Source organism: Thermopolyspora sp. NPDC052614, assembly GCF_040678635.1.
Lineage (GTDB): Bacteria > Actinomycetota > Actinomycetes > Streptosporangiales > Streptosporangiaceae > Thermopolyspora.
This window is the reverse complement of the sequence record NZ_JBFATZ010000005.1, coordinates 391585-407659: the sequence shown is the minus strand read 5'-3', so window position 1 is coordinate 407659 and position 16075 is coordinate 391585. Positions and strand designations below refer to the sequence as shown.

Annotated in this window: 12 protein-coding genes; 11 read left to right on the top strand and 1 reads right to left on the bottom strand. The window is 73.5% G+C overall.

Annotated elements, in window-relative coordinates; genetic code table 11:
* Positions 1-36: 36 nt before the first annotated feature.
* Complete coding sequence (locus AB0K60_RS13975; RefSeq protein ID WP_364053135.1) at positions 37-1212, bottom strand: cytochrome P450; 1176 nt, start codon at positions 1210-1212, stop codon at positions 37-39.
* A 452-nt stretch (positions 1213-1664) separates the two neighbouring features.
* Here AB0K60_RS13975 and AB0K60_RS13970 point away from each other — a divergent pair, with 452 nt between their 5' ends.
* The 11 genes from AB0K60_RS13970 (at position 1665) to AB0K60_RS13920 (ending at position 16071) form a co-directional block, all read left to right on the top strand.
* Entirely contained in the window at positions 1665-1850 is a 186-nt protein-coding gene (locus AB0K60_RS13970; RefSeq protein ID WP_364053132.1) for a hypothetical protein, read from the top strand.
* 77 nt (positions 1851-1927) lie between these two features.
* Entirely contained in the window at positions 1928-2116 is a 189-nt protein-coding gene (locus AB0K60_RS13965; RefSeq protein WP_364053129.1) for a hypothetical protein, read from the top strand.
* A 22-nt stretch (positions 2117-2138) separates the two neighbouring features.
* Positions 2139-2315: a thiomuracin/GE37468 family thiazolyl RiPP peptide gene (locus tag AB0K60_RS13960; RefSeq protein WP_364053125.1), complete on the top strand. Its 177-nt coding sequence runs from the start codon at positions 2139-2141 to the stop codon at positions 2313-2315.
* A 13-nt stretch (positions 2316-2328) separates the two neighbouring features.
* On the top strand, positions 2329-2508 hold the full coding sequence (locus AB0K60_RS13955) for a hypothetical protein (RefSeq protein WP_364053122.1): 180 nt from the start codon (positions 2329-2331) through the stop codon (positions 2506-2508).
* A 416-nt stretch (positions 2509-2924) separates the two neighbouring features.
* Positions 2925-5183 carry a hypothetical protein gene (locus tag AB0K60_RS13950; RefSeq protein ID WP_364053119.1) on the top strand — a complete coding sequence of 753 codons (2259 nt, stop codon included), beginning with the start codon at positions 2925-2927 and terminating at the stop codon, positions 5181-5183.
* A 160-nt stretch (positions 5184-5343) separates the two neighbouring features.
* Positions 5344-7395, top strand: a complete 2052-nt coding sequence (locus tag AB0K60_RS13945) for a TOMM precursor leader peptide-binding protein (RefSeq protein ID WP_364053116.1) — start codon at positions 5344-5346, stop codon at positions 7393-7395.
* Between the two features lie 32 nt (positions 7396-7427).
* Positions 7428-9038, top strand: coding sequence for a SagB family peptide dehydrogenase (locus tag AB0K60_RS13940; RefSeq protein WP_364053113.1), 1611 nt, complete (start codon positions 7428-7430; stop codon positions 9036-9038).
* 61 nt (positions 9039-9099) lie between these two features.
* On the top strand, positions 9100-11892 hold the full coding sequence (locus AB0K60_RS13935) for a lantibiotic dehydratase (RefSeq protein ID WP_364053110.1): 2793 nt from the start codon (positions 9100-9102) through the stop codon (positions 11890-11892).
* Positions 11889-13019 carry a lantibiotic dehydratase C-terminal domain-containing protein gene (locus AB0K60_RS13930; protein ID WP_364053107.1) on the top strand — a complete coding sequence of 377 codons (1131 nt, stop codon included), beginning with the start codon at positions 11889-11891 and terminating at the stop codon, positions 13017-13019. Before AB0K60_RS13935 ends, AB0K60_RS13930 begins: the two co-directional genes overlap by 4 nt.
* Positions 13016-14338, top strand: a complete 1323-nt coding sequence (locus tag AB0K60_RS13925; protein WP_364053104.1) for a thiopeptide maturation pyridine synthase — start codon at positions 13016-13018, stop codon at positions 14336-14338. The genes AB0K60_RS13930 and AB0K60_RS13925 overlap by 4 nt, the downstream gene beginning before the upstream one ends.
* Positions 14335-16071, top strand: coding sequence for a nitroreductase family protein (locus tag AB0K60_RS13920; protein WP_364053101.1), 1737 nt, complete (start codon positions 14335-14337; stop codon positions 16069-16071). The genes AB0K60_RS13925 and AB0K60_RS13920 overlap by 4 nt, the downstream gene beginning before the upstream one ends.
* The last annotated feature ends 4 nt before the right edge of the window (positions 16072-16075 follow it).

Genomic DNA, 16075 nt, shown 5'->3' with positions numbered 1-16075 from the left:
CGGGGCAGGCCCGGCCGGGGGCCGGAGGCCGGGCCGTCAGGAAGCGCCGGGGTTCAGCCGTACTCGCAGTGAGCGGTGCCCGCCCGACGGGCCCATCGGGGATCCGGTCGGCGGGTCGGCCGACGCGAGCCGGGGATGACGGATGAACAGCGTGACCATGGCGATGGACACCATCAGGCGGACGAGGGGCGCGCCCGGGCACTTGTGCGGGCCGTCGCCGAAGGCGAGATGGCGGACGTCGGGTCGGGTCAGGTCGAACACGGCCGGCTCCGGCCCGCACACCGGCGCGTCGCGCCCGGCCGAGGCGATCGAGATCGAGATCATGTCCCCCCGCCGCACGGTCGCGCCGCCGAGGACCAGATCCTCCGCCGCGAAGCGCAGCGGCCCAGGCCCCGGCGGTGAGGCGTATCGCAGGACCTCCTCCACCGCCCGCGGCAGGAGTTCGGGGCGGTCGCGCATTCCGCGTATCTGCTCCGGGTGGCGGAGAAGCACCCTCACCGTGTCGATGAGCAACTCGCACGTGTGCACGTAGATGGCGGCGCAGACCGTGAGGGCGATGTCGAGCGACTCCTCCTCGTCCGGGCGACCGCCTCCGTGGTCGCGCCCGGCGAGCAGGTCCGAGAGCAGGTCGTCCGCCGGGCGGCGGCGCTTCTCCGCGATCATCTCCGCGAGCAGGCCCCGCAGCTTCGCCAGCGCGCCGCCCGTGCCGGAGGCGGCGTTGAAGGACTGGAACGCCCAGCGGCGAAAGTCGGCCTGCCGCTCCCGCTCCACTCCCAGGAACTCGCACAGCACCAGGGCGGTCAGCGGCTCGACGTAGCAGAGGGCGATGTCGACGTTGCGCAGGCCGCGTACGGCGTCGAGCAGCTCCACGGCGATCGCGCGCATCCTGGGCGCGAGCCGCTGGGCACGCTGGGGGGTGACGACGCCCGAGATGAGCCCGCGTAGGCGGGTGTGCTCGGGAGGATCGCAGGCGAACGGATACCCGCGGGGGCCGTCCTCCGGGGAGTCCGGCGGGCGCATCGTCAGAGCGGGATGGTTCAGCGCCTCGCGGGCGAGGCGGTAGCTCACCACGAGCCATCCGGGCACGCGGGGAACGATGAAGGCGCGGTGGATCGTGCCGGCGGCGCGCAGGGCCGCGTACCGCTTGTGTGGATCACCCGGCCATGGCGTCAGGCGGTCGGAAGAAAGCCAGCTGGGATCGGGATAGTGCACCTGCGATCTCCTCCTGCTGCACGGGCATGACCGGTCGGGAGGGTGGCGGAGTTGCTACGCACGCAACTTGACAAACTGTGGCGATCACCAGTGGGCATCGCGACGAGCCGGGATTGAACGTCCGATTAAGGTTTCACGACATGATCTTGTCTTCATCCTCACAACCGACGCCGCCGCCGTTGTGAGAACTTGGTAACCCGGGGTCGGGGGAATGTTGGCGGGGCGGCCGTATCCATGTTGTGATCTTGACCTTCCGCCCAATTTCAATCAGGCCTGCCGGAAGCGGCAGGATCTTCGCGAGAAGGCGAAGCCAGGCAAGCCCGACATCAACGGGCACCCTTCCCATACCGCGCTTCCGGTGATCACGGCGCCGGCCGCTCATGGCCGCGCCACGCGTACCACCTTCTTCGTTTGGCCGGGAATTCGGCCATGCCTGTGAAAGGGGGTGAACCATGCCTCGGAACCTGGCCCTGGAACTGGCCGACGTCGACGTCGAGCGGCTGGTGCCGCACGACGCGGCGAGCGCGGCCTCCCTGGAGTCCCTGACGATCGGTCACGGGATGACGGAGACCGCCGCCTCGATCCTGCCGGTCGGCTGCTGCAGCTGCTGCCTGTGCTGCTGCTGCTGCTGCAGCTGACGGCACACGCCGGTACGCCGGCGCCGTCGCTCCTGTCAACGGACATTCACCGCCAAGAGAAGGAATGGAGGTGAACCATGCCCCCCGCCCGCGCACTCGCGCTCGACCTGGACGGCATCGACGTCCACCCGCTGACGACCGAGGTCCCCGGGGAGGCGTCGCTGGAGTCGCTCCTCGGCGGGCACGCCATGACCGAGGCCGCCGGATCCTCGGCGCCCTGCAGCTGCTGCATCGCCTGCTGCTGCTGTTGCTGCCCGATCAACTGATCATCCGAGAAAGGTGAGCACAATGTCGAAGTTCGGTCTCGACCTCAACGACTTCGAGGTGGAAGCCCTGGTTCCCAGCGACACCTCCAACGGCTTCACCCTGGAGTCGCTCCCGCGCGGCCACGGCATGAACGAGGTCACCGCCTCGGCCGTCGGCGTCTGCATCTTCCTGTGCAGCTGTTGCTGCTGCTGCGGTTAGGAGGACCGCCGCGATGCACGACACGCGTCTGCTCGACCTGCGCGGAATCGACGCCGAGCAGGTCATCCCCGTCGCACAGGAGGCCGACCCTTCCCTGGAGTCGCTGATGGGCGGTCTCGCCATGACCGAGCTCGCCGCCTCCTGCACCGCCTGCAGTTGCTGCGTCGTCTGCTGTTGCTGCTGCTGCCGATGACACACCCCGATCCACGGGAAAGGAGGGATCCTGGATGTCGCGTCTCGCCCTCGAACTAGAGGAACTGGACACCGAGCATCTGCAGCCCGTCGGCGTCGGTAACCCGCTGCTGGCAACGATCAGTAACGGTCACGGCGCGACGGAGGTCGCGGCCTCGGCCTGCGCGTGCAGTTGCAGCGCGAGCTGCTGCCTGGGGTGTTGCTGCTGCTGCTGCGGCTAGTGGCACTCCGAAACCGACCGTAGAGCGCGGCCGCGTCTACCGCCGCGCGTATCCGGCCAGGTCGAGACGGACCGGCCGGTCCGGCCGCCGCCGACCGCGCCTCACCCCCCGGCCCTCGACCGTGTCGACCCCCACCCTCGCCCTCGACCGTGTCGCCCCCACCCTCGCCTTCCGCCCCTCAACGCGAAGGACATCCATGGCAGCCGCGCCCGAACCGACCGCGCTCGCAACGACGCTGGAATCGATCCGGCCCAAGCTCAAACCCGACGTGTTCTGGGTACCGCACCCCGAAGGAGCGGTGTTCGTCCACCCCACCAACCATCTCACCATCCGGGGCGCCAACGCGCTCGCGCTCATGGACCGCCTCGCGCCCCACCTCGACGGCAGCGCCACGCTCCGGGAGCTCGTATCCGGTCTGTCCCAAGGCAAACGGGAGATGGTCACGACGCTGGTGGGCTCGCTGCTGTCCGCGGGCCTGCTGAAGGACGTCTCAGGAGACGACCCGCACGGCTTGTCCGACGCCGAGCTGGAACTGTACGCGGCCGAGATCGCCTACATCGACTACTACCTCGACTCCGCCGCCCGCCGTTTCGAGGGCTACCGCACCGCCCCGATGCTCTGCCTCGGCTCCGGCCTCACGCTCACCGCCCTCGCACACGCGTGCCTCGCCTCCGGCGTCCGCGACGTGCGCGTCCTGATCACGCCCGAGTGCCCCACCGACACCGAGCGGCTCGACAACTACGCCGAGCTCGCCGCCGAACGCGACCCCGCCCAGCGCCTCACCCACCGCCCCCTGCCCGGCGACGACCCGGACACGCTCGCCGCCGCGATCGACGACGCGCTCGCGTCCGGCCCGGGGACCGGTGAGGCGACCGGCATGGTCCTGCACGTCTCCGACCGGCCGATGGCCGCCCGCGCCGCCCTGCTCGACCGCATCTGCCAGGACAAGGGCTTGACGCTGGTCCAGGGCGTGCTCGACGGCGACGAGGCGTGGACCGGTCCGGTCAGCGGCGCCAACGGCCTCCGCTGGACCTCCGCCTGGCTGCGCCGCACGGCCGGCCACCGCCCAGGCCCGAACGCCGATCCCCACGCCGGTTCCGAGGCGGGTTCTGAGGCCGGTTCTGGAGCCAGTGTTGAGGCTGGTATTGGGGCTGGTGTTGAGGCCGGTTCCGAGGCTGGTGTTGGGGCCCGTGTTGGGGCTGGTTCCGAGGCTGGTGTTGGGGCTGGTGTTGAGGCCGGTTCTGAGGCCGGGCCGTCGCCGTTCCTCGCCGGGCCGACCGCCGCGATCGTCGCCAACCGCGTCGGCTTCGCCGCCTTCCGCCACCGCACCGGCGTGGCCGAGGCCGACCCGAACTCCGCCGACCCCGCCAAGGCGGGCCGCGACGCGATCACCGTGGTGAACCTGGAGACGCTGAACACCGTCGAGCACCGTTTCCACACCCACCCCGCCGCGTGGCCAGCCGCGCCGGAGTCGGCCGACGACTTCGCCGAGCGTTACCGCGCCTTCCGCGCCGCCGTCCGCCCCGCCGACGAGGAGTTCTCCGCGCTCGCCGCGGGCTGCTTCGACGCCCGGCTCGGCCTGTTCACGGAGATGGACGAGGGCGAGCTGGAACAGCTTCCGCTGTACGCCGTCCACGCCCGCGCCTCCGACCCGTTCGGGCACCTCGCCGTCGTGGGGCTGGAACCGCCGCAGGTCACCGGCGCCGGCCTCACCCAGTCGCTGGCCCGGCACGCCGCCGGCGTCGCCGTGCTCGGCGCGTACGCCGCGCTCGCGGTCGACCGCCGCCGCCTCACCGACGGCGGGCTGGCGTACGCGCACAACCTCGTACTGGAGAAGGACGAGCTCATCCCCGCCGAGCGCCTCTACCCGGCCCTCTCCGCGACCCGCTCGGCGGGACCGTTCCGGGTGCCCGTCGGCCTCGCGAGCGGCCCCGACGCCGACGCCGCGCTCGCCGAGGGCCTGCTCGCGCACGTCACCGCGCTGACCGCCGTCGCCGCCGCGCAGTCGGCCGCCGAGCCGTACCCCCTGGTGGACCTGGACGGCGCGACGCCGCCGGAGCCCGCCGCCCGCTACCTGGAGCTGCTGCGCATCGCGCGGGTGCCGCTCGCCGTCTACGACGTGACCGGGCCGCTGGGGGTGCCGGTGTACGCGCTGTGCGCGGGGGAACGCACCCTCGCCTACGCCGCCGCGCCGCACCTGGCCGACGGGCTGGCCCGGGTGCTGCTCGACCACCAGGGCGTGACCACGCATCCGGACGGGGACGCGCCCGAGCTGCCCGCCGCCCTGCGCGGCACGCGCAGCGTGCCGTGGCGGGACGAACCCGCGCCCGACCGGCGAGCGCTCACCGACCTGCTGCACCGGCACGGCCACCAGGTGCACGCCGCCCCCGCCGGGCACGACCCCGTGGTCACCCGCGTGCTCCCCACCCTGGTCCAGGTGGTCGTCGATGCCTGAGCAGGCCCCGCCCCCCACGTCTCGGCTCCCCACGTCTAAGCCCGCCACGTCTAAGCCCGCCACGTCTAAGCCCGCCATGTCTAAGCCCGCCATGTCTAAGCCCCCCGCGACTAAGCCCCCCGCGTCTCGGCCCGCCACGTCTCGGTCCGCGACCCCCCGGGTGCGGGTGCTCGGCGACGGCGCGCTCGGCGCCGTTCTCGCCGACCGGCTGCGCCCGTACGCGCAGCCGGAAGGGGAGCCGGACCTGCTCGTCACCGTCGGCGCCTCGGCGGACGCGCCCGGCGTCGCCGTGCCGGGCGTGTCCGAGCACGGTCGCCCGGCGACGCCGTGGCTCCCGGTACGGGTCGATTTCGGCACCGTCGTCATCGGCCCGGCCGACCTGCCCGGCGAGCCCGGCTGCCCGGCCTGCGCCGCCACCCGCGCCGCCAAGGCCCGCGCCGACGAGCGCGAACGGCGCAGCGCCCGGGACAGGTTCCCGGATCGCTTCGGCTCCACCGAGGTACGGCTGACCCGATTCGGCCTCGCCGTCGCCGCCGACCTTGTCGCCGACGAGCTCACCCGCCTGCACCGGCTCACCCGCCTGCACCAGGCCGCCGCGGCCCGCACCCGGCGCGGCCTGATCCGGCTGCGGCTGGACACCCTCGCCACCAGCGTGCACACCTTCCTGCCGGAGCCGCGCTGCCCGCGCTGCGGCGACCTGCCCCCCGACACCGCCGAGGCGGCGCTGATCAGACTGCGGCCCCGTCCCAAGCCCGCCGCCGACGTCCACCGCGTCAGCGACCTGCGCTCCCGCGCCGACGAGCTGGTCCGCACCTACGTCGACGGCGAGGTCGGCCTGGTCCGCGGACTGTACCGCAGCGCCTTCGACACCTTCCCCACCACCTCGGCCCCCATGGGCCTGACCCCGGGCGGCACGGACACCGAGATGGGCTTCGGCCGCGACCTGGACTTTCACACCGCCCAGCTCACCGCGATCGCCGAGGCCGTCGAGCGGCACGGCGGCCTGCGGCCGCGCGGCAAGCGCACGGTCGTCCGCGGCAGCTACCGGCAGCTCGCCCCGCACGCCCTCGACCCCACGACGCTCGGCCTGTACCCGGACCACTGGCACGACCGGCCCGGCTTCTACTTCCAGCGCTACCACCAGGACCTGGTGATGAACTGGGTCTGGGGCCACTCGTTCGCCCGCGGCGGGCCGATCCTCGTCCCGGAGACGTACGCCTACTACCGCATGCACGCCGCCGGAGAGGGGCACGGGCACGGCCACGCGGGCGACCACGAGACGGCCGACGGGCCGCCCCCCGACCGTCCCTTCGTCTATGAGATCTCCAACGGCTGCGCGCTCGGCGGATGCCTGGAGGAGGCGATCCTGCACGGCATCCTGGAACTCGCCGAGCGCGACGCCTTCCTGCTCACCTGGTACGCCCGCCTGCCGGCGCGCCGCCTCGACCTCGGCACCGCCGCCGACCCGCGCATCCCGCTCATGGCCGAGCGGCTGCGCCGCGAGCACGGCTATGAGGTGCACGTCTTCGACACCACCACCGAGCACGGCATCCCCAGCGTCTGGGCGATGGTCGTGCACCCCGGCGGCGAGGACGCCCGGGGAGACGGCATGCACGGCGGGATGCACGGCGGGATGCACGACGACATCAGGCCGAAAACGCTCTGCGCGGCCGGGGCGTCGTTCTCCCCCGAGAAGGCCATCGCCAACGCACTGCTGGAACTGGCCCCCCTGATCCCGTGGCAGCGCGACACGCTGCGGCGGGAGCGCGAGCGCGTCCGCGCCATGCTCGCCGACCCCGACCAGGTGACGAACATGCACGACCACTCCCTGGTCAACGCCCACCCGGACGCGTTCTCCCGGCTGGAGTTCCTGTTCACCGGCGACAAGCCGGAGCCGATCGCCGACTCCTTCGCCGACTGCTTCCGGCCGCGCAACCACGACCTGTCCGCCGATCTGCGGGCCACCGTGGACCGATACCTGCTGCGGGGGCAGGACGTGGTGGTGGTGAACCAGACCGGCCCCGAGCACGTCGCCGGAGGCTTCGCCTGCGTCAAGGTCATCATCCCCGGCCTGCTGCCGATGACGTTCGGCCACCCCCTGCGCCGGATCCACGGCCTGCCCCGCCTGTTCGAGGTCCCCCGCCTGCTCGGCCACACCGGCGTGCCGACGCGGCCGGAGGACCTCAACCCGCACCCGCATCCCTTCCCGTGACACCCGACCAGTCAGAACGGGAGACATCGCGCATGGGCGCTCGCGACGTCGGCGTGGCCGACGACTACTGGCGCGACACCTTCTACAACGTCGTCGCCCTGATGGCGGAGACCGGCTCCGAGGGCGGACCGGACGACCCGCCGAGGTTCAAACGGTATCTCGACCGGCCCCGGCACCCGCTGCCCCAGCAGGTCCCGCTGCGACTCGGCCCGCTCGACCGGGTGCTCGCCGGGGACCCCTCGCCGTCCCCGCCCCCGCTGCGCGCCGGCCGGGCGGACCACCCGGACACCCTCGGCGCCCTGCTGTACTACGGCTACGGCTTCTCCCGGCAGGACGTCGGCGCCTACTTCGGCTGGCCGTACCACCGGATCGTGCCGTCGGCGCGCTGCTTCTACCCGACCGAGCTGTACGTGGTCACGCCCGGCGGGGGACAGACGCCCGCCGGCGTCTACCACTACGACCAGCTTCACCACGCGCTGGTGGAACTGCGCGGCGGCGACCACCTCGGCGTGCTCGCCGCGGCGGCGGGGGCGCGGCTGGACGGGGCCGCGGCCGTCGCGGTGCTCACCTCCCACTTCTGGAAGACCGCCTTCCGCTACCGCCACTACGCCTACCGGCTGTGCAGCCAGGAGGCCGGCATGGTCACCGGCAACCTGCTGCTCGTGGCGCAGGCGCTGGGACTCACCGGGCACGTGCACCACCAGTACCTCGACGAGGCCGTGGACCGCCTGCTCGGCCTCGCCCCGGGCGAGGAGCGCACGATGGCGATCGTGCCGCTGTACCCGGCGGACGCCGCGCCGCCCGCCGTCCGGCCGGGGTCGGGCGCCACCGCCGCCGAACTGTGCGCCGCCATCGCCCCGCTGCGCGCGCCGTACGCGGACGTGCCCAAGGACCTGTCACTGGCACGCCGCCTGTACGACCTCGACCGCGAGTCGGTGCTGCGCGACACCGCCGAGTTCGCCCCGCCCCGGCCGCCGGCCGGCCCGCCGCCCGCACGGCGGACCGGGTCCCACGCCCCTGACAGCGCCCCCGACCCCTCACCCGGCCCCGCACCCGGCCCCGCCCCTGACCTCGCCGTGACGCTGCGCGGGCGTCACTCCGGCGGCACCCTGTTCCGCCCGATCCCCGAACCGATCGACGCCGCGGCGCTGACGCGCGTCGCCCGCCACGCCGACGGCCTCACGCCCACCGACATCGGAGCCCCGCCGGCCCGGCTCCACCTGGTGGTGCAGCACGTCAGCGACCTCCCGGCGGGGATCTACCGCACGGACGGCGGCGTGCTCCACCAGGCGCGCGAGCTGCCCCCCGGCCGCCTCGACCGGCACCTCACCTACGGCCCGCCCGTGCTCGACACGTCCACCGTCAACGTCCTGTGCTACCTGATCGTCGACCGGGACCAGGCCACCAGCCGGTTCGGCGGCCGCGGCTACCGGATCGCCGGTGTGGCCGCCGGCATCACCGCACAGCGCGTCTGCGTGCTCGCCGCCGCCGGGGGGCTCGCGGCCCGGCCCCTGAACTCCTATGACGTGCGCGAGGTGCGCCGGCTCCTCGCCATCGAGGAGGAGTCGGCCATCCCCGTGTTCCAGATCGCGCTCGGCCGCCGAACCCCCACCCCGCAGTACGAGATGCCGATCGTGTTCTAGTGCCCCGCACCGATCCCGACATTCTCCCCGCCTCGCACTCCGCTTCACCGAAAGGGACCCCATGCGTGTCGGTATCAGAGTGGCCGGCCTGCCGGTGACCGCCTTACGTCAGCTGCGCTGCGACAAGAGCTGGGCCGCGATCGGCGACGCCGTCGCCGCCGGGCGCTGGCTGCGTGAGGAGGGCGCACGCCTCTCGGACGAACTGTACGAGCTGATCGGCCGCCCCGAGGCATCCCCGGTGAAGCCCCGCGCGGTCGCCCTGCGGCGCGCCCTCTTCACCGGCCGCCGCCTCCCCGCCCGGCTGTGGAACCCGGAGATCCGCGCGGTGCTCCCGCCGGAGCTCGCCGCCCGCGTCGACGCCTGGGACCGCAGATACCGCGAGCGCGACGCGATCATCGCCGATCTGCCGCGGCTGACCGCCGAGGAACTCGACGGGGTCACCCGGCTGCTGCGCGAAACGCTGCGCGCCACCGTGTTCCAGTACGGCCTGGTCACCGGCAGCCCGGACCTGTTCGAGGAGCTGACCAAGTGGATCGACGGCCCGCAGGGGGCCACACCCTCCCGGCAGACCCTGCTGCGCCTGGTCAAGTACCTGCTGCGCGTCGTGGCCAAGACCAGCCCGTACAGCACCTTCACCATCAGCGGCATGACCGTCTCCGCGCCCACCGGCCAGGCGGTCCGTCCCACCGGTGACTTCGACTGGGCGAGCGTCGTCGAGCTGAACATGTGGCTTGTCCGGCGCCTGGCCGACCTCGCCGCGCGCCACCCCGCGCTGCGCTCCACCCAGGTGCTCCGGGTGAACCCGAGCCTCGCCGAGGACGGAGAGTTTTGGACGTTCCTCGCCGGGACCCCGCAGGCGGCGCTCGTCCGGCTGCGCCGCACCCCCACCCTGGAGGAGAGCGTGCGGCTCGTCACCGAGCATTTAGGAACCACCTTCGCCGATCTGTGCCGGCGGCTGCGCGAGATCGACCCCAGCCTCCCAGAACAGGAGGTGACCCGGTACGTCGCCAAGCTCGCCGCCACCGGAGTGCTCAACGCCCTGCCGCCGTACGCCGAACAGGACGGCGACCACCTGGACACCCTCGCCTGCCGGCTCGGCGACGCCCCCGAGACGGCCTTCCTCGCCGAGCAGGTCCGAGCCCTGCACACCGACCTCACCGGCTACGCCGCCCTGACCGACCCCGCCGAGCGGAGCGAACGCTGCCGCCGCATCACCGACCGGCTCGGCCGGCTGCTCGCGGCGGCCGGCCGCCTCCGCGACGCGGACGACGAGCCCGCGCCGGATGCCGCACAGCCGCTGCCGCGCAAGAACCTGTTCCACGAGAACGCGTTTTTCGTCAGCCCCGTCGCCGAGGTCGGCGTCGACGCCTGGCGGCCCGTCCTCGACGACCTGCAGGCCCTGCGGCCCGTGCTCGGCATGTTCGACCCCGCCCGGCCCGCCCGCAGGGCCGTCACCCGGATCTTCACCGGCGCCTACGGCGCGGGCGGCGAGGCGCCGTGGCACGAGTTCTACCAGCACCTGCAGCGGCTCATCGCCGGCGGGCGGCACGCCCGCAGCGGCGACATCGACGGTGAGGCCCTGCGCGCCCTGTGCCAGGGGCCCGCCGCCGTGCCGCCGGAGACGTGGCGGGCGCTGCCCTACGCCGGCGAGCAGTCCGAGCTCACCGACAGCGTCGGCAAGGCGATCCGTTACCGTCCCGCCGACCCCGACGGCGTCGTCCGCATCGCCCCCGCCGAGATCGAGGCGCTCACCCGCCCCTACGGCCAGTCGATCGCCGAACCGCTCACCTGTTACGTGCAGCTCCTCGACCCCGACCGGCCGCCCGAGGTCGTGCTCAACACCGTCAGCGTCGGGTTCGGCCGGGTGCACACCCGCCTGGCCCGGATGCTGCGCCTGGCGGGCGCCACCGGGTACGCCGAGCCGCCGCTCGCCGAGGAGACCCTCGACCGGGCGCTGCCCGTGGAGAGCCTCGCGAGCTTCGACAGCAACCTCAACCTGCGCATCCCCGCCACCCGCTACGAGCTCGACCACCCCCTCGCCGCGCCCGAACGGGCCGGGCCGTACCGGATCCCGCTCAACGACCTGGTGGTCCGTCACGACCCGGCCACCGACACGCTGACCCTGCACTCGCGGCGGCTCGGCCGCAGGTTGCGGCCGACGCACGGCGGGCTCATGGCCGAGATGTGGCTGCCCCGGCCGATCCGGCACCTTATCGAGATCTTCGGCGCGCCGCCGACGCTCATGCACGCCAGCCTGCCGCTGTTTCTGCCGCGCGAGCACGACCCGCGCCGGGCGGGCGGGGTGCGCGTGCTGCCGCGCCTGCAGGTGGGCCGGATCGTGCTCGCCCGCCGCTGCTGGGCGTTCCCGGCGAGGGAGATGCCGATCCGGGCCAAGGGCGAGAGCGACGCCGCGTACTGGCTGCGGCTCGCCGAGTGGCTCACCGAGCACGCCCTCCCCGAGCGGTTCTACGTCCGCGTCGTCTCCGCCTCCGACGCCGTCTGGCGTCCGGACCTGAAGTCCCGCAAACCCATGTACGTCGACGCCGCCGCGTGGTGCTCCGTGGCGCTCCTGGAGCGGGCGATCGGCGACCCCGACGACCTGGTCGTCGTGACCGAGGCGTTGCCCGACCCGGAGGACGCGCCCCGCTACGGCGGCGATGGGCACGTCACCGAGTTCACCGTCGAGGTGGACGCCCTGGCCGACGGCCGGGCCGATGAGGGGGCCGACGCCCACGGCGGTGCGGGTGCCGACGGGTGGGCCGATGCGCGCGTGGACGCGGGGCCCGATGCGCGGGGGGACGCGGGGCCCGATTCGCGGCTGGACGTCGGGGCCGGTGCCGGAGGAGCACCGTGACGCCCTCGGCGGGGGACCCCGGAACCGCCTGGGTGAGCGTGCACGCCTTCCACCAGGGAGACCTCGACGCCCTACTCCGCGACGGCGTGCTGCCGCTGGCCGAGCGTCTCGCCGCGGGCGGCCTCACGTCGCGTTGGTTCTACCTGCGCTACTGGGACGGCGGCCCGCACCTGCGAGTGCGCGCGTTCGCCGCCCCCGGGCACCGGGAGCACGTGCGGCAGGAACTTCTCGCCGGGCTCGACGCCTACCTGCGCGCCAACCCCTCGGCTCCGGTGCTCGACGCCGGTGCCTACCGCCGCATGGCCGCCGAACTGGCCCGGATGGAAGGGCTCGACAGCCACGAGACCGAGCCACGGCCCAACGACACCGCGGCGGAAGTGCCGTACGTGCCCGAGCGTCACGTGTACGGCGAGCGGGACGCGCTCGCCGCCGTGGAACTGCACTTCGCCGAGTCCAGCGGCATCGCCGCGCGCCTCGTCGCCGCGGGAACACCGCCGAGCCGGCGGCGCGGGCTGGCGCTGACGGCGACCCTGCTCGCGCTCGCCGTCGCCGAGCCCGACCTGGACGAAGCCGCCTCCCGGGCCGCCGCGAGCGCCGTCCGCGTCCGCGCTGGCATGCCCGACCTGTCGTCCTCCTACCAGCCCCTGAGCGAACGGCTGATCGCGCAGGCCCACGAGGTGTGGAAGCTCGCGGGCACAGGCCCCGAGCCCGATACGGACAGGGCGCCCCGGTCCGGTGCGGGCGGAGTGTCCGGGTCTAGTGCGGACAGGGTGCCCCGGTCTGGTGCGGGCGGAGCGGTCGGGTCCGGTGCGGGTGCCGGGTCCGGGGACCGAGACGTGCAGCTCGCCTGGCTGTGCTCGCTACGCGCGCTGCTGCGGCGGCTGGAGGCGGCCTCGGCGGCCGGGGACCTCAACGTCGAGCCGCCCTCGTCGCCGTTCGGCTGGGCGCCATCGACCGACTCCGGCCCGTCCGCCGCCGTGCGCGCCATCCTGATGCGCGTCGCCCACCTGTTCTGCAACCGCCTCGGCGTCTTGATCCCCGACGAGATGCTCATCAACTACCTGATCGGCCGGACCCTCACCGACATCGCGGCCGACCGCGAATCACGAACAGCGAGGACATCGTGACCGACACCGTGCCCAACGCCGCGCCCGACACCGTACCCAACATCGCGCCCGACACCGTGACCGACACCGGAGGCGACGCTGCGGCAGACACCGAAGGCGACGCTGTGGCAGACGCAGGGGCCGGCGCGGTCATCGACGACGCGACCCGCGTGGAGACCGGCACCGCGACCAGCCCGGCCGACGGGATGAAGCCCCGGTGGCACAGCGCCCACGTCTTCTACTACGACGGGGACGCGACCGACGCGCTGCTTCTGAACGGCGTCCGCCCGCTGATCACGGCCCTGCGCGAGCGCGGCGTATCCGACGCCTACTTCGTCCGCCACTGGCTGCGCGGTCCGCACGTGCGCGTGCACGTCCGCACCGACCCCGCGACCTGGGAGCGGACCGTCCGACCGCTCGTGGACGAGATCATCGGCGGCTACCTGCGCGCCCATCCCTCCGCCCGTACCCTCGACCTGGAGCAGGAACAGCGTGCCCACGCCTGGCTCGCCGAGCTGGAACAGGAGGATGGCCCGCTCACCCCGTGGTTCCCGGACAACTCCATCCAGTACCTGCCCTACGACCGGCGCCTGCACGTCCTCGGCACCGAGGAGGCCGCCGACCATCTGGCCGGCTTCCACGTCGAGACGACGCCGCTCGCCTTCCGCATCCTCCAGGACCACCAGACCAAGTCCGCCACGTTCGGCACGCTGATCTCGCTCATGCTGGCGAGCGCGCAGATCGGCTGCCCGCCCATCACCAACGGATACCTCTCCTATCGCTCGCACGCCGAAGGGTTCTTCGCCAACTGCGGCGACCCGTCGCGGATGCGCACCCGGTACGAGGAGCTGTACCAGGCCAACCGGGAGCCGCTGGCCGCCCGTCTGCACGCGGTGCTGGCGTACTGCGACGGTGCCCCCCTCACCGAGGAGGACGAGGCGGCCATCCACTATCTGCCGGAATGGGAGCCCGTCGCGCGTCGCGTCCTCGCCACCGCCGAGGACCTGGAGTCCCGCAAGCTGCTGCGGATGCCGTCCTTCCTCCTCGGCCAGGACGCCCGGCCCGGGAAGGGCTTTGAGAACATCAGCGACTTCCACAAAGCGCTCATCGGCAACGAGCAGGTACGCGACGAACTCGCCTCCGCCACCTGGTTCACCGTCTACCGCGTCCTGCTCAACTTCCAGTACCTGCTGTTCAGCCGCCTCGGGATCACCCCGGCCGAACGGTTCCTGCTGTGCCACCTCGCCGCGCGTACCGTGGAGGACGCCAACGACCTGGGCATCGACAAGGTGATCGCGCTGCTGCACGCCGGGCGGCCCGGCGGAGGGGGGCCGCGATGACCCGGTCCCCGGCCGAGGCGCCGACGTCGCCCGGCGAGGCGGCGTGGCGCTACCTGCGCGAGGGCGAGCGGGTCAGACCCGGCAACCTCGTGGGGGTGGCCTGGAGCCGCAAGCCGTCGCTGGTCAAGCGGTATCCGCCGGCCTCGGCCATACAGGCCGCCGGGCCCCTCGCCGACCTGCTGCGCGACATGTGCGGATGGACCCGCTACCAGTGGGATTCCTACGTGCCGGTGACCTACCTGCCCGAACTGGCCGACGTCGCGCTCGGCCGCCCGCTGCGACCGGTGCCGTCCAGCGGCGGCCTGTTCTCGGCCGAGCTGTACCCGATCTGCGACCTCCCCGGCCTGCCCGTCGGCGCCTACCACTACGACGCCGCCGCAGCCGCCCTGAACCCGGTGCGGCCCGGCGTCACCCCCGCCGCGTTGGGCGTGGCCGACGCCAAGCTCGCCCTGCTGATCACCACCGTGTTCGGCCGGGTGGCGTTCAAGTACGGCGAGCTCGCCTATCGGCTGCAGTGCCTGGACGCGGGGGTGCTGGCCGGGCAGATTTTCACCGTCCTGGAGGCGGCCGGGCTCCGGGGCATGCTGCACACCCGCTTCGACGAGCCCGCCACCGCCGAACTGCTCGGACTCACCCCCGAGGCCGAGCGTCCCCTCGCCATCGTCACCGTCGACGGTGCGTTCCCTACCCTGGTCCCGGCACCGAACCCAGCACCGGACCTGACCCAGGCCCAGAGACCGAGCCCGGCCCAGGTCCGGCGACCGAGCCCGATCGCGCCGTCGTCTGGGGGATCGGGTTCGGGTGGGCCTGGGATGGCGGTGTCGCCGTTCTCGGAATCAGGCTCCGCCGCGGCCGTGCCGTCGCCCAACGGACCCGGTTCGGCCGCCTCTTCGGTGGCCGTCGCGCCGTCCGCCGGGGGCGCGGCGGCCGTGCCGACCGCGTCGACCCGGCCGCTGCCCGCACTGGACACGGTGCCGCTCACCCGCGGGCTCTGCGCGGCGAGCCGTACCGCCGCCGGACCGGACCTGCCGCCGCCGCTCACCCTCGGCGTCGCACGGCCCGGGGAGGCGCCGCCGGACGATGTGGTCGCGCTGCCACCCGTCGAGGACCGGCCGGGGGCCGTCGTCGCGGCGGGCCGGTGGGGTCGGCGCACCCTTGACGGGCGCTTCGGAATCGGCCCCATCACCCTCGGCCAGGCCGCCGCCGTGGCCGCCGCCGCCCGCCACACCTGGCAGGGCGACGCCGGCCCCGGCCACGTCCTGTCGTACTGCGTGATCAACGACGTCACCGGGGTCCCGCGTGGCGTGTACGTGTACGACCCGGACGGCCACCGGCTCGTCCGCACCCGCGACGGCGACCTGCGGGAGAAGCTGTGGCCGCTGCCGCCGCAGCGCTGGCTGCACGGCGACAAGCGCTGCGGCATCGCCGTCTACCTGGTGGGGGACTACGGCACCGGGCTCGCCGCCTGCGGCGACCGCTGGTACCAGATGCAGAACATCGCCGCCGGCGTCGTGGCGCAGCGAATCCTGCTCGCCGCGACGGCCGCGGGGCTGAGCAGCCGCCTGCTGTGCGCCACCGACCCCGCCCACCACGCCGCCCTGATCGCCCTGCCGCCCGCCCACCGCGCCCTGTGCGAGATCCTCATCGGCCCGCGGGGACCGCAGGTGGCGTACGCCCAGCCGATCGGCGGCGACCTGCCGCCCGCCCCGCACTCCGCACCCACGTCAAGGTGATCTC

Coding starts and splice junctions, on each gene's coding strand:
- AB0K60_RS13935 (WP_364053110.1), top strand. CDS start 9,100: ATGCGTGTCGGTATCAGAGTGGCCGGCCTGCCGGTGACCGCCTTACGT.
- AB0K60_RS13950 (WP_364053119.1), top strand. CDS start 2,925: ATGGCAGCCGCGCCCGAACCGACCGCGCTCGCAACGACGCTGGAATCG.
- AB0K60_RS13970 (WP_364053132.1), top strand. CDS start 1,665: ATGCCTCGGAACCTGGCCCTGGAACTGGCCGACGTCGACGTCGAGCGG.
- AB0K60_RS13965 (WP_364053129.1), top strand. CDS start 1,928: ATGCCCCCCGCCCGCGCACTCGCGCTCGACCTGGACGGCATCGACGTC.
- AB0K60_RS13955 (WP_364053122.1), top strand. CDS start 2,329: ATGCACGACACGCGTCTGCTCGACCTGCGCGGAATCGACGCCGAGCAG.
- AB0K60_RS13960 (WP_364053125.1), top strand. CDS start 2,139: ATGTCGAAGTTCGGTCTCGACCTCAACGACTTCGAGGTGGAAGCCCTG.
- AB0K60_RS13940 (WP_364053113.1), top strand. CDS start 7,428: ATGGGCGCTCGCGACGTCGGCGTGGCCGACGACTACTGGCGCGACACC.
- AB0K60_RS13920 (WP_364053101.1), top strand. CDS start 14,335: ATGACCCGGTCCCCGGCCGAGGCGCCGACGTCGCCCGGCGAGGCGGCG.